The sequence below is a fragment of the Niabella hirudinis genome, from assembly GCF_051201075.1.
Lineage (GTDB): Bacteria > Bacteroidota > Bacteroidia > Chitinophagales > Chitinophagaceae > Niabella > Niabella hirudinis.
The window spans coordinates 249,254-271,711 of record NZ_JBPEHJ010000004.1; the positions used below are offsets into that span (position 1 = coordinate 249,254).

Below are 22,458 nucleotides of genomic sequence, written 5' to 3' on the forward strand. Positions count from 1 at the left end.
TGCCGAAGGCGGATCCGATAATGATTAACTTTGCTCCTATATGAAATTTGGACAAGTAAGCAATCCCGGGTCTATCGATTTTACACTCCCGGACGACCATCCCGATACCACAAGAATACTGAGAGCAACAAAAAAACAACCGGGCTTTGAAGTTTATGTAGGCTGCGCTAAATGGAATCGTACCGATCTGAAAGGCTTTTATCCGCGGGGTACAAAAGATGAATTAACCTATTATGCCACCCAATTTAACGCCATTGAGCTGAACGCCACTTTTTATAAAATGCCCGACTGGAAACAGGTGGATTCCTGGAAGAACAAAACCCCGGAGGGATTCAGGTTCTTTCCCAAGCTTACCAATACAATCAGTCATTATAAACGACTGATTGATGTGAGGGACGATGTGAACCTGTTCTGTGATGCCATCAGCAATTTTGAAAGCCGGATGGGCATGGCTTTTCTGCAACTGCACGATAATTTTAAACCCGAACATGTTGACCGTCTTTCAAAAATGCTGGAACAGTTTCCGCAAGGCATCCCACTGGGCGTGGAAGTACGCAATGAAGCATGGTTTGCCGGCAAACAAATCAACGACCGGTATTGCAGCCTGCTTGAAAAGTTGGGCATGACCAACATCATTGTAGATACGGCCGGCCGCCGGGACATGGCCCACATGCGGCTGACGGCTCCAACGGCTTTTGTGCGGTATGTGGGCGCCAACCACCCTACAGATACCGACCGGCTGGATCATTGGGTTGAACGAATAAAAAAATGGCGAAGCGAAGGATTGCAGCAACTTTATTTTTTTGTACATCAGAATGTGGAACTGGAATCGCCCCTGCTGGCCGCACATTTTATCCGTTCCATGAATAAAACATTTGGCCTGTCGTTAAAAATACCGGATAAAGCCGGTGAACAGGGGTTGTTGTTTTAATTGATACTGCCACTGAAGCACTGAGAAGCTGTTTAAAAATAAGATTCCTTTGATACAGTTCCCGCAGACTTCGCTGAAGCATCTGTGTTCCGAACATTCGGAACTGCGTTTCAGTGGCAATAACCGGATCTTAGTGGCAACCCCAATAATGCACCCCTCTTTTTACTCCGCTTTAAGCAATAGCTCACTATGAGCCATACCGCTGCGGTGATCCTGAAAATAGGCCTTTAAAATTGCCTTATCATGCATCCGTTCTATTCCATGGCTGTTTGTAATAACAATGGAATCGATATGGCCCGCTAACCGGTCCAGCTCCGCATCGCTCCAGTTTCCCATACCAAAATAAAAGGTTCTCCTGGTAGTATCATTCTGAGGGGTCCGTACAACGATCTTTCCGGGATACATTCTGCCAGTCATTGCCAGGTTGCCATATAGTACTATGGAGCTATTTTTTTCGCCGGTGGCCTGCACAATCATTACCTGTGCATAATCACACCCGGGCAGTACTCCTATCCCTATAAGGAAAATCGCCACAAAAAGCAATGCGTTGATGGTTCGCTTTTTCATTTTGGATGTATTTTATAGCAGGTCGTATCAGCCGCCGCCGTACTACTTTTAATACCGGAACACCTTGCAGGTAACCTGTTTGCCCTGAGATAATTGAAATAAAAAAAACTGTATCAGAAGATCCATTGCTCCTGATACAGCCTCCATATAGTCAAAGCCTACAAGTATCTATTGTGGCTGCAGCGCCTCAATATCTTTAATGGCCACGGTCAGTTCCTCATCTGTAAAGGAATGGTTCACCAGTTTACCATCAAAATAATCCTGGTAGGCCGCCATATCAACAAAACCATGCCCGCACAAATTAAACAGGATGGTTTTGCTGACTCCTTCTTCTTTTGCTCTATTCACCTCCCGGATCACCTGCGCAATACCATGATTGGCTTCAGGAGCGGGAACAATTCCCTCTGCCTTCGCAAACAATACGCCTGCTTCAAAACATTCCAGTTGCTGAATGGCGCTGGCTTCAATCAGCTCGTCTTTTAACAATTGACTGCACAATACGCTGGCTCCGTGATAGCGCAATCCACCCGCATGTATGGCTGCCGGCGTAAAAGTATGCCCCAATGTGTACATGGGTAACAAGGGCGTATACCCCTGTGTATCGCCAAAGTCGTACATGAATTTCCCTTTGGTGAGCTTGGGGCAGGAAGCGGGTTCTACGGCAATGCAGCGTACATTTTTGCCTTCGATCTTATCTTTTATAAAGGGGAACGATAACCCCGCAAAATTGGAACCGCCGCCCAGTGGGGCAATGATCACATCCGGATAGTCGCCGGTATATTCCAGTTGCTTTTTTGCTTCCTGTCCAATGATGGTCTGGTGCAGCAGCACGTGATTCAATACCGAGCCCAATGAGTATTTGGTATCCTCGTCGCCGGCAGCAATTTCAATGGCTTCGGAAATGGCCAGGCCCAGGCTTCCGGGTGTATCCGGGTTGGCCTCCAGTGCATTTCTTCCCGCCTGCGTGTTGGTGCTGGGCGATGCATATACCTTTGCTCCAAAAGTATTCATCAGGATCTTACGATAAGGCTTCTGGTTAAAGCTGATACGGACCATATACACTTCGCAGTCGATCCCAAAATGGGCGCAGGCAAAGCTCAGCGCCGTTCCCCACTGGCCCGCACCGGTTTCTGTAATAATTCGCTTTACCCCGGCCTTTTTGTTGTAATACGCCTGGGGAATGGCCGTGTTGGGTTTGTGTGATCCGCTGGGACTGGTACCTTCGTATTTATAGTAGATCTTACAATCAGTTCCCAGCGCCTTCTCCAGCTCCGTTGCGCGGATCAAAGGCGTGGGGCGCCAGATTCGGTACGCATCCCGAACCTCCTCCGGAATATCAATATACCGTTCGGCCGAAACTTCCTGCTGGATCAGATCCATGGGAAACAAGGGCGCCAGGTCCTCACCGCCGATAGGCTGCTTGGTCCCGGGATGCAGTGGTGGCAAGGGCTTGTTCGGCATGTCTGCAACTATATTATACCATTGGGTAGGTATGTCTTTTTCATTCAAAAGAATTTTCTTTTCCATTTATGATTTGCGTTTTAATTAGAATCTAAAGAACTAAATTTAAAATACTTATACTATATACCCAATTTAAAATAAACATTTTTTAAAAATCAGGAGGAACACCTCCAATGCTCCGCCAGGCATTTTTGATTAAAGATCCCATATCCAACAACCCATTTTTATTAAGCCCCTATTACCCCGTTGTCGGAATACCACTAGCATTCATGCTTTATACCGAAAGACAAGCTATTTGCCCAGCCTGCTCTTTTATCGAAGCTGAAACACCTCTGTTTGAAAATTTTGCATAGTTCCCTTTACCTTATACCAAGAACTGTTGTCATTAAGCGGTATATAACGGCGTTCATCGTTTCGATAATGCCAGTCCTTATCTACCTGATAGTAGATTTGTATACCTTCGGCCTCAATAATGTTCCGGATCTCGTTATCATGATAATTATCTTCATCAAAATCGGTCAGCGCCTTCTGTGCCATCCGGGAATACAGGCTATTAAGTTCGAATAACATATCGTTGGTCCTTTTATCGAGCAGCTTTATATTTAGCCCAATTTCTTTGGCTTCTTTTGACAGAATAGGGTAACTATGCGAGGGATAGTCGGAATTTAGCTTTTTACTGATCATGGCGGCCTTTCGTTTGTCTTTCATGTGATAGGATAGAACGTCAGTGCAGAGCTTTATCGACAATGAACTGGCCCTGTCCAACGCACCAAATACAAGCGGATGGATATGCGCATACAAGTCTGGATAGGGGTTTTCTTCTTTTCCCGCTTCTTTCCATAACTTCAGAACCCGGGTCAATTCATCCTGACTTACACTTACCAAATCATTATCTTTATCGACCGGAGATAAGTCATGTGTTAGCGATGTATCCACTGCTGATAAGAATGCCAGCGGCCCCATATGAATTTCATCTGCTCCCAAAGCCATTATTGTGGCAGCTGATGAACATTCTTCAGATATAAATACAATTAACCTTTGGGTATGTTCTCTTAGCAGATTAATAATACGCAGCGATGCTTTGCCATCTCCTCCAGCCGATTTTATAAACAGATAAATCTGATCCTGTATCCCCCAGTCCTTTATGATCTCATAAACGGAATTTACATCATTCTGGCAAACAGCCCCTCTTACAGAATTCCAGTATACCAGGATTTTTATTTTCCCCGATACCTGAATTTTTTTTATGAGCTTTTGCGTTTCTGCAAATAATACCGGCGGTTTTATGATTTTTTTTTTGGTGGTCATACTACATATTATTATACGGCGTTACAACAGAAATTTGTTCCTGTTGCATGATTTATGTTTTTACAAATCAAATAAGGTAAATTACCGCGGTCAGTTGGTACTGGTCTCAATAAGTCCTCACAATAAAAATAAGAAAATTCCGATACTAAAATATTGCCCCGAACATGAAGCAGCGGTTTTCAAATCATTGAACCAAATTGCTGACCGTCATCGGCCGTTACCACCCGCTGGCCAATACATCTGCCAGGTGCATGGTTTTAATGGAATACTTTTTATTGTCGATATAGCCCTGCAAATGCATCAGGCAGGAAAGATCGGTGCTAATCAGGTACTCTGCGCCGGTAGCGATGGCATTTTCTACTTTTTGTTCCCCCATATTGATGGAGATTGAAGGAAATTTTACGGCAAAGGTTCCGCCAAATCCACAACAGGTTTCCACGTCCTTCATTTCGTTTAATACCAGACCGCGTACATGCGAAAGCAGGGCGCGGGGTTCCGACTTTATTTTACACTCCCGCAAACCAGCGCAACTGTCGTGGTAAGTGGCAGTGCCTTTTAAGGTAGCCCCGGTGTCGGTCACCTTCAGTATATGAACCAGGAATTCGGAAAATTCAAAGATCCGTGCGCCCAGTGTTTTTACCTCGTTATGAACCGATGAATTATCAAACAGGGCCGGGTAGTAATTCCGCACAAAGCCCACGCAGCTGGCGCTGGGCGCTACAATATAATCACTCCCTTTAAAGTCATTCAGAAATTTGGTACAGACCGCTTTTGCCTCATCCCGGAAACCGGCATTAAAAGCCGGTTGTCCACAACAGGTTTGGCTGGCGTTGTAGGTTACCTTGCACCCAAACTGCTCCAGCACTTTTACCATGTTAAACCCCGTCTCCGGGTAAAGCTGATCTACAAAACAAGGTATAAAAATCTGTACATTCATTTTTATTACGGTTGAACTTTCTGATACACGGCAATGGTAAGATATTCCCTGCTGACGGGCACCATGATCCTTATATCAAAGTTCCATGGATTTAGAGCTTGTTTAAAAATTTATTTTTTGAAAATCATTAAGATTAAGAATAGTTAAGCTATTTGTTTCTTAATGAATCTTAACTCCTTAATGGTTATTTTAATCCTATAATATTTATTATAAGTCTTTTTTACGCAAAATATAAACAGCTCTTACTGAAAAAAATAACAGGTCTCAAAGCGCAGGTCGCCATTGTACCCCAGCCTAAAGTTAACTTCTTTATAAAAATAAAAATCCCTTTATCAGGAATGGATCATTTTCAGCGCTGTAACAGCAGCCTCCTCTCCTTTGTGTCCATGTTTACCACCAATCCGCTCCTGCGCCTGTTCTTCATTATTCACCGTCAGCACGCCAAAAATGGTGGGCACCGGCAGCAGCAGATTCAGCTGCAACACACCCTGCGTTACCGAGTCGCACACGTATTCAAAATGCGGGGTATCACCTTTGATCACACAGCCCAGTGCAATAAAGGCATCGGGGGCATTGGCCGTCTCTTTAGTCCGCTCCCAGTGCCGTTTTATAGCAAAGGGCAGCTCCACGGCACCTGGCACCACGATGGTTTGATACCGAACCCCGTACTGGTCAAAAATCGTTTTACAACCGGCCTCCAGCGCATCCGCTACCGCCGCATTCCATTCAGTTTTTACTAAAACAACACAGGCATTCTCTTTCAGAATGCCCGCGTTAATATGGTATAAAGAACTGTTTCCTTGTGTTGCCATTTTCTAATTTACATTATAAACACCTAACTGAGCCAGGTACTTGTCTGCATCAAAACCCTGCTGGGTACGCGGATATTTTTCCTTAAGCTCTTTATAAAGCCCAACGGCTTCTTCTTTGTTATTGAGCACATGCTGCGCCAGATAAGCGGCACTAAACAAGGCTTCGGCACAAGCAGCCTGGTCGGCTTCAAATTCTTTTGCAGCCTTCTTATAATTGTCCAGCGCTTCGGCGCCTTTTCCCATATCGCCATAGGCATCTCCCAGCAATTTATAGGCGCGCTGCTGGATCTGTTTAGAGCCGGTTTTAAAATCTTTGAGATAGGTTACCGCCTTATCATTCTGATTGAGCTTTACATAGCAAACACCGGCATAAAAATTAGCCAGGTTACCGGTAGGTGTACCACTGTACTTTTTAGAGATGGCAATAAATCCCTGGTTTACACCATCGCCGTTCAGCGCAAGATTAAAAGAGTCTTTCTTAAAGTATTCTTCTGCTTTAAAGCTTTTATCCAGCGCTTCCTCGATCCGGGGCTTCTGAACAAAGGATTTGTATAACATATATCCGCCACCCAAAACCACAACCAGCGCCAAAACGGCGGTAACTTTTTTTCCGTGCTTCAGCCAGAAAATCCGTAAATTATCAACAGCGTTTGATTCTGCAACATGCTCGTTCACAGCTCCATGATTTCGCTTATCTGTCATTTTATTTTATATTATTTAGTTAGTTTTAATCTACAATGAACGGGTAATCCTGATCAACATATACATCTTTTAAAACCTCGTCATCGGAAGGAACCGGGCTTTCTTCTGCAAATTTTACAGATGCGGCCACTACTTCATCACAACGGCTGTCAATTTCCTTTACCTGTCCTTCTGTTACCAGTTGGCTCTCCAGGATATTTTTCCGCAGCTGGTTAATAGGGTCCTTTGATTTGTATTCATCCACCTCATCTTTGGTCCGGTATTTTTGCGGATCGCTGATGGAGTGCCCTTTATAACGATAGGTTTTAATTTCAAGTAAGGTAGGTCCGCCTTTTTCCCGGGCTCTCTTTACTGCTTTTGATACTGCATCATGCACGGTTTCCGGGTTCATACCGTCTACCACCTCCGATGGCATTTCATAAGCCGCCCCTAATTTGTAAATATCATGAATATTGGAGGTGCGCTCTACGGAAGTGCCCATGGCGTAATTATTATTTTCGCAAATATAAATTACAGGTAATTTCCATAACATAGCCAGGTTGAAGGATTCATGCAGGATACCCTGCCTTGCCGCACCATCCCCAAAAAAGCAAAGCACCACGTTATCCGTTTCCTTGTAGTTTTCTGCAAATGCCAGGCCCGTACCGGTGCCGATCTGCGCCCCTACAATACCGTGCCCTCCATAAAAATGTTGCTCCTTTCCAAAGAAGTGCATGCTGCCGCCTTTGCCTTTGGCACAACCGGTAGCTTTGCCATAAAGCTCCGCCATACAACTATCCACAGAAACGCCTTTGGCAATTGCCAATCCATGATCACGGTATGCTGTAATAAAAATATCTTCCGGTTTGGTAGCTGTCATGCATCCCGCGGCAATAGCCTCCTGCCCTACATAAGCATGAAAAAAACCACGGATCTTTCCCTCCATTTTATATTTTTCCTCCGCAGTAAGTTCAAATGTGCGGATCAGCTGCATCAGCTCATACCAGTACAGGTAAGTTTCTTTTGAAAATTTTGTTGCCACGGCTAAAAATTTGAGTAGCAAATGTACGGGAAAATTTCTGATTTATACCGTCTTAGAAGCTGTCTAAAAATAGTTCCCCAAAAATAGCAGTGGCGACTATTTCCTGCTCCCGGTAATCATTGGGGCCCAGATTTTTGCAGAAATAGAGGCATAAAATCTGCACGATCAGCAGGAAGCAAACCAACTATTACAACTATTTTTTACAGGTTCCATTTTAAACAGCCCCTAAAACCGCTAATTAAACCCACAATCAGTAATTTAGCCAAAATGTCGTTCCAGCTCCATTCCATATCGCTCCTGCAGTTTAAAAACTATACCAACCGCAGCTTCCTGTTTCCTAAAAAAGTAGTGGCGATCTGCGGAAAAAACGGCGTTGGCAAAACCAATATACTGGACGCCATCCATTATCTCTGTTTTACCAAAAGTTATTTTAGCAGTTCCGATGCGGCCAATGTGCAGCAGGGCGCCAAAGGGTTCCGTGTTGACGGAAGTTTTGAGCAAAACGGGCAAACCGAGAGCGCGGCCTGCATCCTCCGGGAAACCGGCAAAAAAGAGTTCACGATAAATGGAGCGCCTTATGAAAAGTTTTCGCAGCACATCGGACGGTATCCCTGTGTAATCATTGCGCCGGATGATGCGGTGCTGATTACGGGTGGCAGCGAAGAGCGGCGGGGGTTCATCGATGCGCTCATTGCGCAACTCGATGCCGAGTACCTGAAGCAGCTGATCCTCTATAATAAGGTGCTGCAGCAGCGCAATAGCTTCTTAAAAGCAGCCGCCGAACAGGGCCGGATGGACGAATCGCTGCTTGCCGTACTGGACGCACAGCTGATTCCTGCCGGCAACTTCATCTTTAATAAACGGCGCGATACCCTGGTAGCCTTTCTTCCGAAGGTAAAACGGATGTATACCGACATTGCACAGCGGGAAGAAGCGCTTTCCCTGTTTTACGAAAGCCGACTGCTGGAAGCCGGGTTTGAAGAGCTGCTCCGGGCATCCCGGCAAAAAGACCTGGCCCTGCAACGTACCACCACCGGCATTCACCGCGATGATATCACCCTCCAACTCGGCAACCAGCCGTTCAAAAACATGGCCTCCCAGGGCCAGCGAAAAAGTCTGCTGTTTGCATTAAAACTTACCGAGCTGGATGTGCTGACCACCGAAAAAAAATTCACGCCCCTTCTGCTGCTCGATGATGTTTTTGAGAAACTGGATGAAGACCGCATCAGCAACCTCCTGAAACAGGTATGCATTGAAAAAAACGGTCAGGTTTTTATTACAGATACCAATAAAGAACGTATCCTGCAACACATGCAGGCCATTGGCGCAGATATACACCTGGTGGAACTTTAATTGGCGGCAAAATCATTTCATATTAACTTAGAGCAATGATCTTTTTTCCATTAATCCATTATTTATATGAACCAAACTGCACCGGTACGTTTCCTGGCACTTGATGTTTTTCGCGGGCTAACAATCTGTTTTATGATCATCGTAAATACAGGAGGGCCTAACCCTTTTCAGGAATTGCGACATGCCCAGTGGAATGGATTTACATTGACCGATTTGGTTTTCCCCTCCTTCTTATTTGCCGTGGGCACTGCCATCAGCTTTTCAAAAACAAAATGGGAACAGCAGCCCTCCCGTACAGTGGTTACAAAAATATTAAAACGTACGGTACTCTTATTTTTGATCGGCTATCTCATGTACTGGCTCCCCTTTGTAAAGGTGGACCCTCAAAATCATATACATCCCTTCCCCATTGACGAAACCCGGATCTTTGGAGTACTGCAGCGCATTGCCTTGTGTTATGGCATTGGCGCCCTGCTCATTTATTATTGCCAGCGAAAAACGATCCTTTACACCTGCGCCGGTTTATTATTAGGATATTGGCTGCTGGCCACCGTATTTGGCGACTATACATTAAACGGGGCTGCCGCAACCAAACTGGACATTCTTACACTGACCCCGCAGCACCTTTATAAAAAAGGACCCGAAAATGCATTTGACCCCGAGGGATTGCTGAGCACCCTGCCCGCAATCGTTAACGTACTCATCGGTTGCCTTGCGGGCGCTCATATAAAGAAAAACGCTAAAAGCTATGAAATGCTGGCGCTGCTGGCTATTGCCGGCTTTCTGTTGTTATCGTTGGGCTATTTATGGAACCTTGTATTTCCGATCAATAAAAAACTCTGGACGAGCAGCTTTGTGTGCCTGACCTCCGGCCTTGATTGCCTTATTATAGCAACCATACTTTATGCTGTTGACTTTAAAGGTAAACGGGCGGGCGCAAGCTTCTTCGAAATATTCGGAAAAAACGCATTGTTCATTTATTTACTCAGCGAAGTGGTGCCGATACTGCTCTCCAGCTTTTATACCGCCGGCGGACAGTCCCTGTTTAAAGCCTTTTATAATGTCACTTTCGGACAATTGGGCACGGGCCATATCCCCTCCCTGCTCTGGTCGGTAAGCTTTATGTTGCTTTGCTGGCTTGTGGGATATGTCCTTTATAAAAGAAAAATATTCATCCGGCTTTAAGCGTTACCTTCGCACAAACGGATGTAAGGTGGCACAATATTCTTTAGGAGAAGCGCTGAATGAGTTTTTAAATAAAAGCCGGATCAAAGGCGATATACAGGCGTTACGTATTGACGGCGTATGGGAAGAGATCATGGGTAAAACCGTTGCGCGTTACACCGATAAGCTACAGATCATCGGCGACAAACTGTTTATATCCACAACTGTTGCCCCTCTTAAAAATGAACTAATCTTTCAACGCGAAAAAATTATCCAACGGGTAAATGAAGCCCTGGGGCAGAAAGTCATCAAAGAAGTAATTGTAAAGTAACCGGTTTGAGGTTTCACGTTGGATCCGTTTTGTACTTGATGATCCCATTGACTATTCATCGTTTCTTGTTTGAGAGTTTGAAGTGCTGAACGCCGAATGCTGATCCATTGCCTATTGACCATTGCCTCACTCTCACATTTTCACATTCTCAAATTTTCAAATTACTACAGATCCGGTGTAGCCGGGGTTTTCCAGCCCTGAAAAGCGCCTACCTCGTATTCAATCACTCCTGTCTTTGCATTATAGGAGGACTTAGACAACAATGGAAGCGGCATCGGTATTTTAGACTGTTCCGGATGATGTGTACGGTTATGATAGGTTTGCACCTTAAGCGGCTGAAGCGGTTTTCCGTTCAATTGTATATTCCCGATGCTCAAACGGATTACAGGCAGCTCTTTATAGTAGGTTACCCGACCGCCGATGGCAGGTTTTTGCGCTGCAAAATTGATCACGGTTCCGTATTGCTCCAGGAAGATCCCTTCCCAATTTCCAAACCACAATTCCTTGCCGGGGAACGCCAGCGACCCGATAACAAACCGTTCGTGCCGGTCGAGGTTCTCCACTTCCATGGTTACCCAGCTGTGTTCATATTCTCCCCAGGAGAAAATAATATCTTTCGGTGAAAATGAATCGGGAACCGGTTTACCAGGTACATAACCCGATTTGTAGAGTGTAAGCCGGTAGCGCCCCCTGTCCCATTTCACTTTATTGCGCACACTGATAAAATCACCCTCGGCATCGCTGCTTGCATAATAACCATCGGTCTTCAGCGCGCCCTTGTTACGTTCCATCCACCTGGAAAAAATACCTCCGCGGCCAATCCCTTTACTATCGCCGCCACTTATGGGTTTTCCGTCCGAAGCGGTTTGTATGCCCCCATAATATTGCATCCCGTTCAGCGTACCGTTAAAAGGCGCTATATAAAAACGGTAGTCGTCTGGTACCGGAGTTTTTATAGTTATATCAACAGAAAAACGCTCAAACAAAACGGAAGGCGTATCTAACCTGATGGTTGTATTAATAAAATGCAGCGGGGCCAGTATAATGCTGTCCGGATAGCTGTAATCCGAAGTCATTTTCTTTTTTAGCTCCTTATGAATATCCGAATTTTCATATTTCTTCCGGAGCGCCGTCTTCGATGTATCTTCCTGTGAAGCAGCAATTCCGTAAGACAGCAGCATAACCAGTAGCAGTGATCCGTATTTTTTCATTTAAACTATTATTAAAAGTTTCAAGTTCAGAACGATATCATGCCGTAAAGCGACTTTTGATATAGCCCCATGCTTCAGACCCGATATCATTCCAGGCCCAACATCAGGCTTGCGGAAACCGTATTGATTGTCCATTGCCTACTCCCTACTCCCTATTCCCACATTTCCCTATTCCCAAATTTTCAAATTCTCAAACCCTCACCCTCGGGTCAAATACGCCGTACAATATATCTGCAACAATATTCATCAGCACAAAGAACGCTGCCGAAACCAACACGGCTCCCATCACTACGGGATAGTCCAGTTTTTCCAGCGCGTCTACGGTTACTTTCCCGATTCCCTGCCATCCAAAAATATATTCCACGAAGAAAGCGCCCGCCAGCAGTTCGGCAAACCATCCCGTAACGGCAGTGATTACAGGATTCATTGCATTTTTAAGCCCGTGTTTCCAGATCACCGCTCGCCGGGGCAAACCTTTGGCATAAGCCGTGCGGATATAATCCTGGTCCAGCACGTCCAACATAGCGCTTCTTGTGAGTTGTGTAATAATTGCCAGCGGACGAATACCGAGTGTTATAGCCGGGAGCACCAGGTTCTTTAATGAAAAAATGCGTTTCCCCGTTACCGGATCAATATCGAACCAGTTACCGGTAATTTGCAGCCCGGTATATTTTGTAAGTACAAAGCCAAAAACATAGGCGATAATGATCCCCATAAAAAACGAAGGCGCGGAAATACCGACAATGCTTGAAAAAATGGCGCCGGTGTCCAGCCATGAGTTCTGCTTTACTGCAGCAACCACACCAAGCGGCACCCCAACAATAATGGCCAGCGCCATTGCGGCCAGCGTCAGCAGGATGGTCCCCGGCAGCGCTTCCATCAGCACACCCGCAACCTCCCGTTTCGTCTGGTAAGAGCGCCGCAGGTAGGGCAGCTTAAAGGCCAGTTTCTTCTCTCCGCCTATAAAAAATCCCTTTAATTTTTTTGAAACGATCTCTTCTCTGCTATGTACCGCAACCGGCGATACATCGTTTACATAAAGTAAAAACTGCTTCCATTTTGGCTGGTCCAGGTACAGCTCCCTGCGGATATTTTCCTGGGTTTTTCGGTCGCCCGTTTGCCCCATAATCAGCCGCGATGGATCTCCAAAACCCTGGAACAGGAAAAACACCAGCATTACCACACCGGCCATTACCAGTATGCTGTACCCGATCTTTTTTATGATGTATTGGAACAAGTTGAATCGAAATGGTGAATAGTCAATAGTGAATAATGAATAGCGGAACACCTTGGCCACCGGCCGCATTTATTTTTGCGGCGATGTTTGCAGCACTTTTAAAGCTTCATCAAAATTTTTATAACTCCATTTCCCCGCAACGGTTCCTTTCTTTAAGAGGTACAAGGTTGGGTTGGTTCGCGCCGCCATACGGATCATTACGCGGTCGCCGGCGAGCACCTCCAGCGCTTCAAACGAAGTGCCGGCAATGGCCCGTTTAACCGGTATAGCGGTACTGCTGATCATATAAACAGGCAGGCGTTCCGCAAGCGCCGTTTTATAAATGGGATCAAAGCCTCCCTTCCACACATTGGGGGGGGTAGACAGATCTTCATTAAATAACAGCAGGATGGTGCCGGCATCCAGGATGTTTTGCGTTACATTATTGCCGGATGCATCCGTAAAATCAAACCCTCGTATTTCCGGAAGGTTGTTCGATCCGGCCCTGATCAGTTTATCGTAGCGATTTATAAATTTATAGGTGCTGTCGTTAAAGTCGGCGGGGAAGTGTTCCGCGTTAAACTCTATTTTTTTACCCGCATTCTCATATACAAATATAATTTCTGTACTGTCCGGCACAGCATTGGCCGGAATTTTCAGTTTGCCGGGTATGAAGCTACCCTTTTTAAAAGGCAGGCAGTCCAGCACCGGGAGGTATTTGAGGGTATACCACTGAGCCCCGAAAGAAAACAGGGTGGCAATGATCATTAAAATACCGGTTATCCTGCCGGGGAAAAGGGGCCGGATGTATTTTTGATTAAGAAACAGGAAAAGGATCAATACCAGGAGCACCAGGTCTTTAATGAACGAAGTTTTAGAAGTAATAGGAATACAATCCCCAAAACAACCGCAATTAGTGAATTTTCCCGACAGGTAGGCATACCCGGTCAGGAAGGTAAAAAACACGATCAGTAACAGCAGCAGCCAGTTAACCAGTTTTCTTTTATAACCCAGCAGCAAGGCCACCCCGGCGATGATCTCAAAAGCAATCATCAGCACCGATAGTGTAAGGGTAATGCCATTCAATGCACTCATTTTCCATAGCTCGAAAAATTCCTGCATTTTATAGCTGAGCCCAATGGGGTCGTTGGCCTTGATGAGCCCCGAGAAAACAAACAGAATCCCCACAATAACCCGTGCAATTGCCGTCAATATTTTCATGGCGTTACCGGTTTGCTGCTGTCTGCTTCTCCCTGCAATATCAGTGCAAAAACAGCATAATTAATAATGTCGTTATAATTGGCATCGATACCTTCGCTTATCAGCGTTTTGTGATCATTGCCCAGTATCTGGCGAATGCGCAGCAATTTCATCAGGATCAGGTCCACAAAGCTTTCCTGGCTCATATTGCGCCAGGCCTCGCCATAGTCATGGTTTTTATCCTGCATCAGGCTCCGGGCAGTATCAATATACTGGTCATAATATGCCCGAACCGCAGTTTCCTGCAACTCTTCGGGGGCACCAGCAGGTAGCCCCAGCTGTATCAGCCCGATAACACTGTAGTTAATAATTCCTTTAAACTCACCGGCAATATCATCGGCTATTTTTTGTTGCTTCAGATCCTGTATCGTGCGGATGCGCTGAGCTTTGATGTAGATCTGGTCCACGATGGAGATGGTCCGGAGCACCCTCCAGGCGGTACCATAATCTTTATTCTTTTTCAAAAACACATCTTTGCATCCAAGAATCACCGCATCGTATTGTTCATTTGTCTTATTCATAACCGTATCACATCAAACTTTAAACCTGAAACCTTAGCCAACCTGTTTATCTTTACGCCCAAAAATAACAAACTAATCGGGATGTTCACGCTTAATTGCCGGGGAAAGTTGCTTTCCCTAGAAAAGCCCGCAGTAATGGGCATTTTAAATATCACAGAGGACTCCTTTTATGCCGCCAGCCGGCACCGGGCGGGCGATGCACTGCTCCGTGCCGCAGAAGCAATGCTTACGGCGGGTGCCTCCATCCTGGATATTGGCGGACAAAGTACCAGGCCGGGCAGCAACCTACTGCCGGCCGAACAGGAAGCCGCCTTAGTAGTACCAGCCATTGCAGCATTGCACAAAAGGTTTCCGGAGGCCATCATTTCTATAGATACATTTTACAGCGGGGTGGTTAAAAACGCTGTTGAGGCCGGCGCTTCCATGGTGAACGATATCAGCGCGGGGGCCTTTGATAAAGCACTGTTTCCCCTGGTTGCAGCATTAAAGATCCCTTATGTGCTTATGCATATGCAGGGGCAACCGGGTACTATGCAGCAACACCCGTATTATACGGACGTAACCCTGGAAGTACTGGATTTTTTCATTGAAAAAACAGCTACTTTAAAAAAAGCGGGTGTGCAGGATATCATCATTGACCCGGGATTTGGGTTTGGAAAAACGAACGAGCACAACTTTACCCTTTTAAAAAACCTGAAGCAGTTTACGATTCTGGATTGTCCGCTGCTCCTGGGTGTAAGCCGTAAAGGAACGATTTACAAAACCCTGGGCACAACCGCCGAAGAGGCATTAAATGGCACTACCGTGCTCAACACCATCGGGCTGCTAAACGGAGCCCGTATCCTTCGCGTGCATGATGTAAAGGAAGCCCGGGAAGCCATCCTGCTGATAGAACATTACCGGCAATCATGATTACCGGTGCTGTTCATACATTTTTAATGCATCCAGTTCACGGGCAATCAACAATGCCCACTCCCGTTGCCGGTCCTTATTTACCCCGTGTGCTGTTTCCTCATCGTAAGCATCATTTCGCTTTACCATTTGTTTGTTTACATCCCTGACAATGCGGTTTACTGCCTCCTGCAATCCAAAAACAGCCAGGTTGGACTCGTCCAGCTGCCGCTGCATTTTGCGCCGGTACAATTCTCCAATATCAAAATGGCACTGCTCATGCGCCAGCACGGTATCATTGCCCCTCGCTACCGGACGTACCCAGCTTACATAACAATTAAACACCGCCTCGGTATAAAATTTGGGTTTCTTTAATAAACTAAAGCTATTACTTTCCATTTTCAGGTCGCAGGAAGTTGCCGCTCCAAAACTAAAATAGCCGGTGGCAGATGGCGTTCCTTTAAAATCGTCCCAGGTAAGTTTTCTTTGGGGCGACCAATAAATCTCTCCTTCATGTTTCCGGAAATCCGGCACCCGGTAAATATCTGCCCAGATGCGTTCACAGGTGCTTTTTTTATCCGGCAGCTCGTCCCGGGTTATTTTGATTATGTTGGCTCCGTGGCGGCGCGCCATTTGCCGGAGCTTTTCTATAACCTCGTAGTAAGAGCAGTTTACGGAAAACCCATTGTCGGTGGAGCGGATGCTTCCTACCCTTATACCATCATTCTCAAACTTGTCTATTTTCTTTAGCACCAGCACAAAAGCAGTATCGGCCAGGGCCTCCTGGGGCGCGGTAATCTGGCTGCCCATTTTAGGCGCGCAGGCTGCAGACAAGAACAGCAGACCGGCTAATAAGTATCGCATCATAAGTCAGTTTAATTTTTTGAGCGGCCGTATCAGACAGCCGATTCCAGGATGCCGGTAAGCTGCGCCGCCGGTATTACCCCGCTTTGCCGCCACAGCATCTGGCCTTGACAAATGTATCAACAATTACACCATTCTTTATCAAAATGGCCATCCCGCTTTATGGGATGGCCATTCGTTATACAGTAAGGTGCCTGCGGCTTATTTCTTAGCAGCCGGTTTTTCAGCTTCTGCCTTAGGTGCTTCCTGCGGCATAACAACAGGCGCCTGTTGTTGCGGAGGTGCATCACCAACATGGGTAATTTCCACTTCAAAATACAGGCCATCATACGCTTTAAAAGGAGCACCCGGAGGTACGCCCTGCGTGTAGGCCAGGAATCCAGGGATGTAGATCACCCCTTTTCCGCCTTCTTTAAATTGTTTCAGCCCGTCTTCAAAACCGGGTATAGCGCCACCGGATCCTACCTGGGCGGTCATGGTATTTGCATCAAAAGGTTTGTCGCCATCAATTGTTTTGCCGGAATATTTCAGCGTCACAAATTTTCCATCGGTAACCTGCGTACCGGTACCGGGGTTATCAATTTTTACAAAAGTACCCAGGGCTGATTTTGCAGCAGTGATATTTTTCTTTTTCAGGTAGTCTTCCAGATCCTTGATCTGTTTGTCTTTTCCACCTGCTTTTTCAAATGCGTCTACTATGGCTTTTTGTTTCGCTTCTTCTTTTTTCTGATAGGCTTGTCCTTCCTTCTGACGATCAAGCATTGCCAGGCTATCGTTCTTAAATACTTCCAGCACTTTAAATGTAAAAGTGATCTTATCGCCTTTTTTCAGGAACGGGGGCAGCTGTGCTTCCTGTACCTGTCCTTTTTTAATAAGAGAATCTACAAGCAAAATAGCAACCAGGCTGTCTCCTTTTTTAAGTTTTGGAAGCAGCTCCATGGGGCTGTAGTTAGTTTGCTCCGGTGCCATTTGCTGAACCGGCAAATACTCCGGCATGGTTTCGTACGAACTGTACATAACGGTATCCTTTGCACCGGATACTTTCTGGACAACATGAAACTTCAAAATATTGCCGGTTTTTGTAGAGTCTTTGCTTCCACCGTCAATAATTTTATATTTCAGACCACTGGATGTCGTTTTAAAATCTGCATTCTTACAGGCCGTAAAAGCCGCTGCAGCAAGCAGGACCAGCCCAACTGTTTTTAGTTGTTTCATTTTTTGTTTTTGTGTTATTTGTTTATTCAGATATTAAGTTTGAGAACTGCTACATTAAAATGGCCGCCCGTGATAAAAGACAGCCAATTTAAAAAGTTCTTATAGTGTACTATTTTTTAGGCTCCTGTTTTGCCGATGGCTGCGGAGGCATTTTTTGCGCCGGCATGGTATCGCTCACGGCTGCAATCTCCACATCAAAGCTCAGCGGCTCATAGGACTTAAACGGCGCACCCTGGGGAGGTGTTTTACCATAGGCGAGGTAACCCGGGATATAAATAACACCCTTACCACCTTGCCGGAATTGTTTTAACCCATCCTCAAAGCCCCGGATAGCGCCACCCATGCCAACTTTTGCGGTAAAAGAATTGGGTCCTTCGAAGATACTGTCATTCAGGATCTTTCTACCGGTATATTTTACTGTTACATATTTACCATCTGCCACGGGAGCTCCAGTTCCGGGGTTATCCTGTTTTATAAATGTACCCAACGGAGTTTGAGTGGCGCTGATTCCTTTCTTTTTAAGATAATCGGCTACGGCTGCAATTTGTTTTGCCTTCTCGCCCGACTGCGCCAGTTCTGCATCCTCTGCTTTTTGTTTTGCCTCCAGCTCCGGCTTCAGTTTCGCCATTTTCTCTTCCTGTTCTTTTTGCTGGCGCGGGGCATCTTTGATCATTTCTTTTTGATAGTCGATCCGTGCCAGACTGTCCGATTTAAAAATCTCCAGCACCTTATAAGTATAGGTAATCCGGTCGCCTTTCTGCAGGGGGGCCGGAATTTGTGTTTCGGGGATTACGCCCTTTTTAATAGCCGAATCTACATGAACCACCACGATCAGGCTATCGCCTTTTCTAAGACCCGGAAACAGTTCCGAGGGATCATACACGGCCTGACCAGGAGGCGCAACCCGAACCGATGTAAAAAAGGGAAGTTTTCCGTAACTATTCGCCAGCGTAGAATCCTTATGCCCGCTGAGCCGGACGATCATGCCCAATTTTAAAACATTACCGTCCATCGCGCTGTCCTTTCCGTTTTCCTGCCCGCGAATGATCTTATATTTAAGCCCGCTAGGCGAGGTCTTGAACCCTTTATCATTACAAGCCGTCAAGGCAACTACTGCTAAAAGAAGCAGTCCTGCGCTTTTGAATCGTTTCATTGTTGCTTTTATATTTATTTTATCGTAATAAATGTTCATTCTCTTTTAAAGCCGCTTTAAATTTACCGATGGTTTCCTGCAAACTGTCCTTTGATCCGCCGCCGGATGCATTAAAATGCCCGCCCCCGCTAAAATAGCTGCGCGCAAATGCGTTGCAGTCAAAATTATCCTTACTCCGGAAACTCCACTTCCGTTCTTCTTCCCGGTCAATTACCAGGGCCGCCAGCTTAATGCCCTGTACGGAAAGAGGAAAATTCACCAATCCTTCCGTATCGCCGGTTTTTATTTCATACTTCAGTATATCATATTTGGGAATCGCTATCAGCGCCGTGTTATATTCATAAAAGAATTCCATACGGTGCTGAAGCACATGCCCCATAAAGCGTAGCCGGTTTTCAAGGAAATTATCAAATAACAGGCTATGAATTTCGGTGTGCCGGATCCCCTGCTCCATCAACCGCGCAGCCATACGATGTACGGCCGGCGTTGTGGCATCAAACCGGAAGGAGCCGGTATCTGCTATCAGCCCCGCATATAAACAGGAACTGATATCCTTGTTCAGCAACGACGCATCACCAGCGGCCAGGATAAAATCATAAACCATTTCACAGGTAGAACTTTTACCCGTATCGCTGATTCCGAAATCAAAGGAGGGCGTATCCGGCTCACGATGATGATCGATTAGCACTTTGAGGCATTGCGCACCGTACAGGTCCTGCTCAAAATTCTTGGTGCGGTGAAAGATATTGAAGTCGAGGCAAAAAAGCACTGCAGCCTCTGAGAGCGCGGCCCGCGCCTTTTCCTTTTCTTTATCGTAATTGAGTACTTCTTCAGCTCCCGGCATCCAGTTTAACCAGGGCGCCCAGTTGGTAGGCGATACCACCGTAACCGAATGCCCAAGCTGTTTGAGGTAATGCGTTAACCCAAGGGCAGAACCCATGGCATCGGCGTCCGGCTTCTGATGCATCGTAATGACCATTTTAGCCGGCTGCTTTAAAATGGAGAATATGTCTGTTATGGGTTTCAATGGGCGCAAAAATAGGTAAATCTGTGATTTGGAGTGGAGGATTTTTCCTAAATTTGCCGGCCAAATTAAATTAAATCTTAAAATGAGTAATCGCACTTTTACCATGATTAAGCCTGATGCTATGAAAAACGGGCATGCCGGCGTTATTATCGACCGTTTTATAAAGGAAGGCTACAAGCTTGTTGCGCTAAAAGTAACCCGGCTTTCCGCAGAAAAAGCGGGCGAATTTTATGCCGTGCACAGGGAACGTCCTTTTTATGGGGAACTGGTGCAGTTTATGAGCAGCGGTCCCATTGTGGCAGCCATTTTAGAAAAAGAAAACGCGGTAGCCGCTTTTCGTGAGCTGATCGGCGCTACCGACCCGGCAAAAGCAGCGGAGGGAACCATCCGTCAGTTATATGCTACTTCTCTTGGAGAAAATGCCGTTCACGGCAGTGATAGCGATGAAAATGCCCGCATCGAAGGCGATTTCTTCTTCAGCGGTCTGGAGCGCGTATTATAAGACGGATCCGTAACAAATCATTTTTAAAACAGGTAAAAAAAAGCCGGCACTGAATAAGGGCCGGCTTTTTTAGTCAAGGTAACGCAGGCATTACCGTACCCTCTGCCCGGTGATAAACCGGGCATGTAAAAGTACATTTTGCGATAATACCCTTTGATGACCAGGATGGTAAGTTGTCATTTTTTCTTCTTCCTGTATCCGTTGATTGGCGATAAGCAGGAGCGAGGGCACTGATGTAAGAAAAATCAGCGAAAGAATAGAAAGATAGCGTTTCATAAAACCGGTTTTTAATATAGTTAACGTGGAATAAAAGGCTGAACAGCAAGGTACTAAAAAAAATTACTACAGCCTTTATTTATATCATTATTATTTTATTAATTCCTTCATACGCGATCGGGATTTATTAAAAACATTCCGTCCCAGGTCTATCCCCCTCCGCAGTTCTTTTTGCTCCTCCTCCGGTAGATGGATAAATTCCTGGCATGCGCTGCTGCAACAATTGTCATACTGCTTGCGGCATTCCTCACACTGGATAAACAGCAGGTGACAGGCGTCATTTACACAATTTACATGCGTGTCTGCGGGTTTGCCGCATTGGTGACAGCAGGCGATCACCTCATCGGTTATACGTTCTCCCAGGCGTTGATCAAAGACAAAATTCTTGCCATGAAATTTATTAGGCAGCTTCTTTTCCTTTACCTGGTTTACATAATTGATAATGCCCCCTTCCAGGTGATACACATTTTTGAACCCCCGGTGCAACATATAAGCAGAGGCTTTTTCGCACCGGATGCCGCCGGTACAGTACATAATAATATTCTTATCGATATGTTCCTGCATCATATCCACGGCCATAGGCAACTGATCGCGGAAGGTGTCGCTTGGGATCTCCATCGCATTCTCAAAATGCCCCACCTCAAACTCGTAATGATTTCTCATGTCGATAACGATCGTTTCGGGGTCATTTGTCAAATTGTTAAATTCACCGGCGTTTACATATTTTCCCTTTCGTGTTATATCAAAATCAGGATCGGCGATGCCATCTGCTACAATCTTCTCCCGCACTTTTATATCCAGCACATAAAAAGACTTCCCATCATCATCCACCGCAATATTTAACCGGAGGCCGTTTAATGCAGGCGTCCCGCTCAAGACGCTCCGGAGCTGCTCCAGGTTGGCTGAGGGCACACTTATCTGGGCATTTATTCCTTCGGACGCAATATAAATGCGCCCCAGCACCCCAATAGCAGAAAGTGCCTTATACAGGCCATCACGGTAAACCACCGGGTCGGCGATCCTGAAATAACAATAAAAGGAGATCGTGGTACGGGGCGTTGTATCTGTCAAAATACGTTCTTTGAGCTCCTTACGTGATATGCGGTTGTGTAGTGCCATAGTATCCGGAAACTTGAATCACAAATTGGTGTGATAATTAAATTTATTAATTGGACAGTTGCAGGCTGCACCAAATTTCGCCGCAAAGATAGAAAATCCCTGTCTCCCGGGCAAATTAGCACCTGATTTTTCTGAAGAGATCCATTTTCAAACAGCCTCAAAAACCGGGATTTTAAATAAAACTAAAAAAATAGTTTGTAAACTAAATAATTAGTTTTAAATTGCTTTAAAATACGATTTCATGAAACAATTGACAAAAGCCGAAGAGCAGATTATGCAGGCGCTCTGGCAACAGGGGCCAATGTTTTTAAGAGAAATACTGGATCTGCTGCCCGTGCCCAAGCCCCACCAGAATACCGTAGCCACAATCCTGAAGATACTGGTGGAAAAAACGTTTGTAACCGTAAACGTATTTGGCCGGCAACACCAGTATGTACCCGCTGTAAGCAAAGAAGACTATTCCAAAAAAACCATGAAGCAGATTGTAAAAGGGTATTTTGAAGGTTCCTTCAGCAATGTGGTGTCCTTTATGGTAAAGGAAAATAATCTGAGCATTGAAGAGCTGGAAGCGCTCCTGCAGCAAATAAAACAACAGCAACAATCCAAAAAATAACGT

24 protein-coding genes are annotated in these 22,458 nt (G+C 45.6%); 7 read left to right on the forward strand and 17 right to left on the reverse strand.

What is annotated here, in order from left to right; genetic code table 11:
- Positions 1–40: 40 nt before the first annotated feature.
- Positions 41–931: a DUF72 domain-containing protein gene (locus tag GGU45_RS10000; RefSeq protein ID WP_435224313.1), complete on the forward strand. Its 891-nt coding sequence runs from the start codon at positions 41–43 to the stop codon at positions 929–931.
- A gap of 162 nt (positions 932–1,093) precedes the next feature.
- Here GGU45_RS10000 and GGU45_RS10005 read toward each other — a convergent pair whose 3' ends face one another.
- From GGU45_RS10005 to pdhA, 7 genes are all read right to left on the reverse strand, one after another.
- Positions 1,094–1,498, reverse strand: coding sequence for a hypothetical protein (locus tag GGU45_RS10005; protein ID WP_435224315.1), 405 nt, complete (start codon positions 1,496–1,498; stop codon positions 1,094–1,096).
- Between the two features lie 168 nt (positions 1,499–1,666).
- On the reverse strand, positions 1,667–3,025 hold the full coding sequence (locus GGU45_RS10010) for a TrpB-like pyridoxal phosphate-dependent enzyme (protein ID WP_435224317.1): 1,359 nt from the start codon (positions 3,023–3,025) through the stop codon (positions 1,667–1,669).
- A gap of 246 nt (positions 3,026–3,271) precedes the next feature.
- Complete coding sequence (locus GGU45_RS10015; protein ID WP_435224319.1) at positions 3,272–4,267, reverse strand: hypothetical protein; 996 nt, start codon at positions 4,265–4,267, stop codon at positions 3,272–3,274.
- Between the two features lie 217 nt (positions 4,268–4,484).
- A complete protein-coding gene (locus tag GGU45_RS10020; RefSeq protein ID WP_435224321.1) occupies positions 4,485–5,204 on the reverse strand; it encodes a (Fe-S)-binding protein in 720 nt (239 codons plus the stop codon).
- Positions 5,205–5,536: 332 nt separating this feature from the next.
- The gene (gene ribH / locus GGU45_RS10025) at positions 5,537–6,016 is read right to left on the reverse strand and encodes a 6,7-dimethyl-8-ribityllumazine synthase (protein WP_435224323.1); all 480 of its coding nucleotides are present in this window, start codon (positions 6,014–6,016) and stop codon (positions 5,537–5,539) included.
- A gap of 3 nt (positions 6,017–6,019) precedes the next feature.
- On the reverse strand, positions 6,020–6,718 hold the full coding sequence (locus GGU45_RS10030; RefSeq protein ID WP_435224325.1) for a tetratricopeptide repeat protein: 699 nt from the start codon (positions 6,716–6,718) through the stop codon (positions 6,020–6,022).
- 25 nt (positions 6,719–6,743) lie between these two features.
- Entirely contained in the window at positions 6,744–7,739 is a 996-nt protein-coding gene (gene pdhA, locus GGU45_RS10035) for a pyruvate dehydrogenase (acetyl-transferring) E1 component subunit alpha (RefSeq protein ID WP_435224327.1), read from the reverse strand.
- A 267-nt stretch (positions 7,740–8,006) separates the two neighbouring features.
- On the opposite strand from pdhA, the gene recF reads away from it, so the two are divergent.
- The 3 genes from recF to GGU45_RS10050 all read left to right on the forward strand — a co-directional run bounded on the left by recF (position 8,007) and on the right by GGU45_RS10050 (position 10,587).
- A complete protein-coding gene (recF, locus tag GGU45_RS10040; protein ID WP_435224329.1) occupies positions 8,007–9,092 on the forward strand; it encodes a DNA replication/repair protein RecF in 1,086 nt (361 codons plus the stop codon).
- A 66-nt stretch (positions 9,093–9,158) separates the two neighbouring features.
- Positions 9,159–10,277, forward strand: coding sequence for an acyltransferase family protein (locus tag GGU45_RS10045; RefSeq protein WP_435224331.1), 1,119 nt, complete (start codon positions 9,159–9,161; stop codon positions 10,275–10,277).
- 28 nt (positions 10,278–10,305) lie between these two features.
- Positions 10,306–10,587 (forward strand): DciA family protein, encoded by a 282-nt coding sequence (locus tag GGU45_RS10050; protein ID WP_435224333.1) that lies wholly within the window; start codon positions 10,306–10,308, stop codon positions 10,585–10,587.
- A gap of 164 nt (positions 10,588–10,751) precedes the next feature.
- Here GGU45_RS10050 and GGU45_RS10055 read toward each other — a convergent pair whose 3' ends face one another.
- From GGU45_RS10055 to GGU45_RS10070, 4 genes are all read right to left on the reverse strand, one after another.
- Positions 10,752–11,798, reverse strand: a complete 1,047-nt coding sequence (locus GGU45_RS10055; protein WP_435224335.1) for a hypothetical protein — start codon at positions 11,796–11,798, stop codon at positions 10,752–10,754.
- A 190-nt stretch (positions 11,799–11,988) separates the two neighbouring features.
- Positions 11,989–13,035, reverse strand: a complete 1,047-nt coding sequence (locus GGU45_RS10060; protein ID WP_435224337.1) for an ABC transporter permease — start codon at positions 13,033–13,035, stop codon at positions 11,989–11,991.
- A 69-nt stretch (positions 13,036–13,104) separates the two neighbouring features.
- The gene (locus tag GGU45_RS10065; protein ID WP_435224339.1) at positions 13,105–14,235 is read right to left on the reverse strand and encodes a BT_3928 family protein; all 1,131 of its coding nucleotides are present in this window, start codon (positions 14,233–14,235) and stop codon (positions 13,105–13,107) included.
- A complete protein-coding gene (locus GGU45_RS10070; protein ID WP_435224341.1) occupies positions 14,232–14,795 on the reverse strand; it encodes a DUF1599 domain-containing protein in 564 nt (187 codons plus the stop codon). The genes GGU45_RS10065 and GGU45_RS10070 overlap by 4 nt, the downstream gene beginning before the upstream one ends.
- Positions 14,796–14,930: 135 nt before the next feature.
- Here GGU45_RS10070 and folP point away from each other — a divergent pair, with 135 nt between their 5' ends.
- Positions 14,931–15,707 carry a dihydropteroate synthase gene (gene folP / locus GGU45_RS10075; RefSeq protein ID WP_435224343.1) on the forward strand — a complete coding sequence of 259 codons (777 nt, stop codon included), beginning with the start codon at positions 14,931–14,933 and terminating at the stop codon, positions 15,705–15,707.
- On the opposite strand, the gene GGU45_RS10080 is transcribed toward folP, so the two are convergent.
- From GGU45_RS10080 to GGU45_RS10095, 4 genes are all read right to left on the reverse strand, one after another.
- Positions 15,708–16,553 carry a DUF922 domain-containing protein gene (locus GGU45_RS10080; RefSeq protein ID WP_435224345.1) on the reverse strand — a complete coding sequence of 282 codons (846 nt, stop codon included), beginning with the start codon at positions 16,551–16,553 and terminating at the stop codon, positions 15,708–15,710. It abuts the gene before it with no gap.
- Positions 16,554–16,751: 198 nt separating this feature from the next.
- Positions 16,752–17,765 carry an FKBP-type peptidyl-prolyl cis-trans isomerase gene (locus GGU45_RS10085; protein ID WP_435224347.1) on the reverse strand — a complete coding sequence of 338 codons (1,014 nt, stop codon included), beginning with the start codon at positions 17,763–17,765 and terminating at the stop codon, positions 16,752–16,754.
- 109 nt (positions 17,766–17,874) lie between these two features.
- The gene (locus GGU45_RS10090) at positions 17,875–18,918 is read right to left on the reverse strand and encodes an FKBP-type peptidyl-prolyl cis-trans isomerase (protein WP_435224349.1); all 1,044 of its coding nucleotides are present in this window, start codon (positions 18,916–18,918) and stop codon (positions 17,875–17,877) included.
- A 19-nt stretch (positions 18,919–18,937) separates the two neighbouring features.
- On the reverse strand, positions 18,938–19,897 hold the full coding sequence (locus GGU45_RS10095) for a DHH family phosphoesterase (protein ID WP_435224640.1): 960 nt from the start codon (positions 19,895–19,897) through the stop codon (positions 18,938–18,940).
- A gap of 130 nt (positions 19,898–20,027) precedes the next feature.
- On the opposite strand from GGU45_RS10095, the gene GGU45_RS10100 reads away from it, so the two are divergent.
- Positions 20,028–20,447: a nucleoside-diphosphate kinase gene (locus tag GGU45_RS10100; RefSeq protein ID WP_435224351.1), complete on the forward strand. Its 420-nt coding sequence runs from the start codon at positions 20,028–20,030 to the stop codon at positions 20,445–20,447.
- Between the two features lie 90 nt (positions 20,448–20,537).
- Here GGU45_RS10100 and GGU45_RS10105 read toward each other — a convergent pair whose 3' ends face one another.
- Together GGU45_RS10105 and trhO are read right to left on the reverse strand one after the other, a co-directional pair.
- Positions 20,538–20,723 carry a hypothetical protein gene (locus GGU45_RS10105; RefSeq protein WP_435224353.1) on the reverse strand — a complete coding sequence of 62 codons (186 nt, stop codon included), beginning with the start codon at positions 20,721–20,723 and terminating at the stop codon, positions 20,538–20,540.
- A gap of 90 nt (positions 20,724–20,813) precedes the next feature.
- A complete protein-coding gene (trhO, locus tag GGU45_RS10110; RefSeq protein ID WP_435224355.1) occupies positions 20,814–21,842 on the reverse strand; it encodes an oxygen-dependent tRNA uridine(34) hydroxylase TrhO in 1,029 nt (342 codons plus the stop codon).
- Positions 21,843–22,083: 241 nt separating this feature from the next.
- On the opposite strand from trhO, the gene GGU45_RS10115 reads away from it, so the two are divergent.
- Complete coding sequence (locus GGU45_RS10115; protein WP_435224357.1) at positions 22,084–22,455, forward strand: BlaI/MecI/CopY family transcriptional regulator; 372 nt, start codon at positions 22,084–22,086, stop codon at positions 22,453–22,455.
- Positions 22,456–22,458 lie beyond the last annotated feature (3 nt).

Coding starts and splice junctions, on each gene's coding strand:
- GGU45_RS10105 (WP_435224353.1), bottom strand. CDS start 20,723: ATGAAACGCTATCTTTCTATTCTTTCGCTGATTTTTCTTACATCAGTG.
- GGU45_RS10005 (WP_435224315.1), bottom strand. CDS start 1,498: ATGAAAAAGCGAACCATCAACGCATTGCTTTTTGTGGCGATTTTCCTT.
- GGU45_RS10010 (WP_435224317.1), bottom strand. CDS start 3,025: ATGGAAAAGAAAATTCTTTTGAATGAAAAAGACATACCTACCCAATGG.
- GGU45_RS10015 (WP_435224319.1), bottom strand. CDS start 4,267: ATGACCACCAAAAAAAAAATCATAAAACCGCCGGTATTATTTGCAGAA.
- ribH (WP_435224323.1), bottom strand. CDS start 6,016: ATGGCAACACAAGGAAACAGTTCTTTATACCATATTAACGCGGGCATT.
- GGU45_RS10030 (WP_435224325.1), bottom strand. CDS start 6,718: ATGACAGATAAGCGAAATCATGGAGCTGTGAACGAGCATGTTGCAGAA.
- trhO (WP_435224355.1), bottom strand. CDS start 21,842: ATGGCACTACACAACCGCATATCACGTAAGGAGCTCAAAGAACGTATT.
- GGU45_RS10080 (WP_435224345.1), bottom strand. CDS start 16,553: ATGATGCGATACTTATTAGCCGGTCTGCTGTTCTTGTCTGCAGCCTGC.
- GGU45_RS10115 (WP_435224357.1), top strand. CDS start 22,084: ATGAAACAATTGACAAAAGCCGAAGAGCAGATTATGCAGGCGCTCTGG.
- GGU45_RS10055 (WP_435224335.1), bottom strand. CDS start 11,798: ATGAAAAAATACGGATCACTGCTACTGGTTATGCTGCTGTCTTACGGA.
- GGU45_RS10000 (WP_435224313.1), top strand. CDS start 41: ATGAAATTTGGACAAGTAAGCAATCCCGGGTCTATCGATTTTACACTC.
- GGU45_RS10065 (WP_435224339.1), bottom strand. CDS start 14,235: ATGAAAATATTGACGGCAATTGCACGGGTTATTGTGGGGATTCTGTTT.
- GGU45_RS10100 (WP_435224351.1), top strand. CDS start 20,028: ATGAGTAATCGCACTTTTACCATGATTAAGCCTGATGCTATGAAAAAC.
- GGU45_RS10020 (WP_435224321.1), bottom strand. CDS start 5,204: ATGAATGTACAGATTTTTATACCTTGTTTTGTAGATCAGCTTTACCCG.
- recF (WP_435224329.1), top strand. CDS start 8,007: ATGTCGTTCCAGCTCCATTCCATATCGCTCCTGCAGTTTAAAAACTAT.
- GGU45_RS10095 (WP_435224640.1), bottom strand. CDS start 19,897: ATGGTCATTACGATGCATCAGAAGCCGGACGCCGATGCCATGGGTTCT.
- GGU45_RS10085 (WP_435224347.1), bottom strand. CDS start 17,765: ATGAAACAACTAAAAACAGTTGGGCTGGTCCTGCTTGCTGCAGCGGCT.
- GGU45_RS10070 (WP_435224341.1), bottom strand. CDS start 14,795: ATGAATAAGACAAATGAACAATACGATGCGGTGATTCTTGGATGCAAA.
- folP (WP_435224343.1), top strand. CDS start 14,931: ATGGGCATTTTAAATATCACAGAGGACTCCTTTTATGCCGCCAGCCGG.
- GGU45_RS10090 (WP_435224349.1), bottom strand. CDS start 18,918: ATGAAACGATTCAAAAGCGCAGGACTGCTTCTTTTAGCAGTAGTTGCC.
- GGU45_RS10045 (WP_435224331.1), top strand. CDS start 9,159: ATGAACCAAACTGCACCGGTACGTTTCCTGGCACTTGATGTTTTTCGC.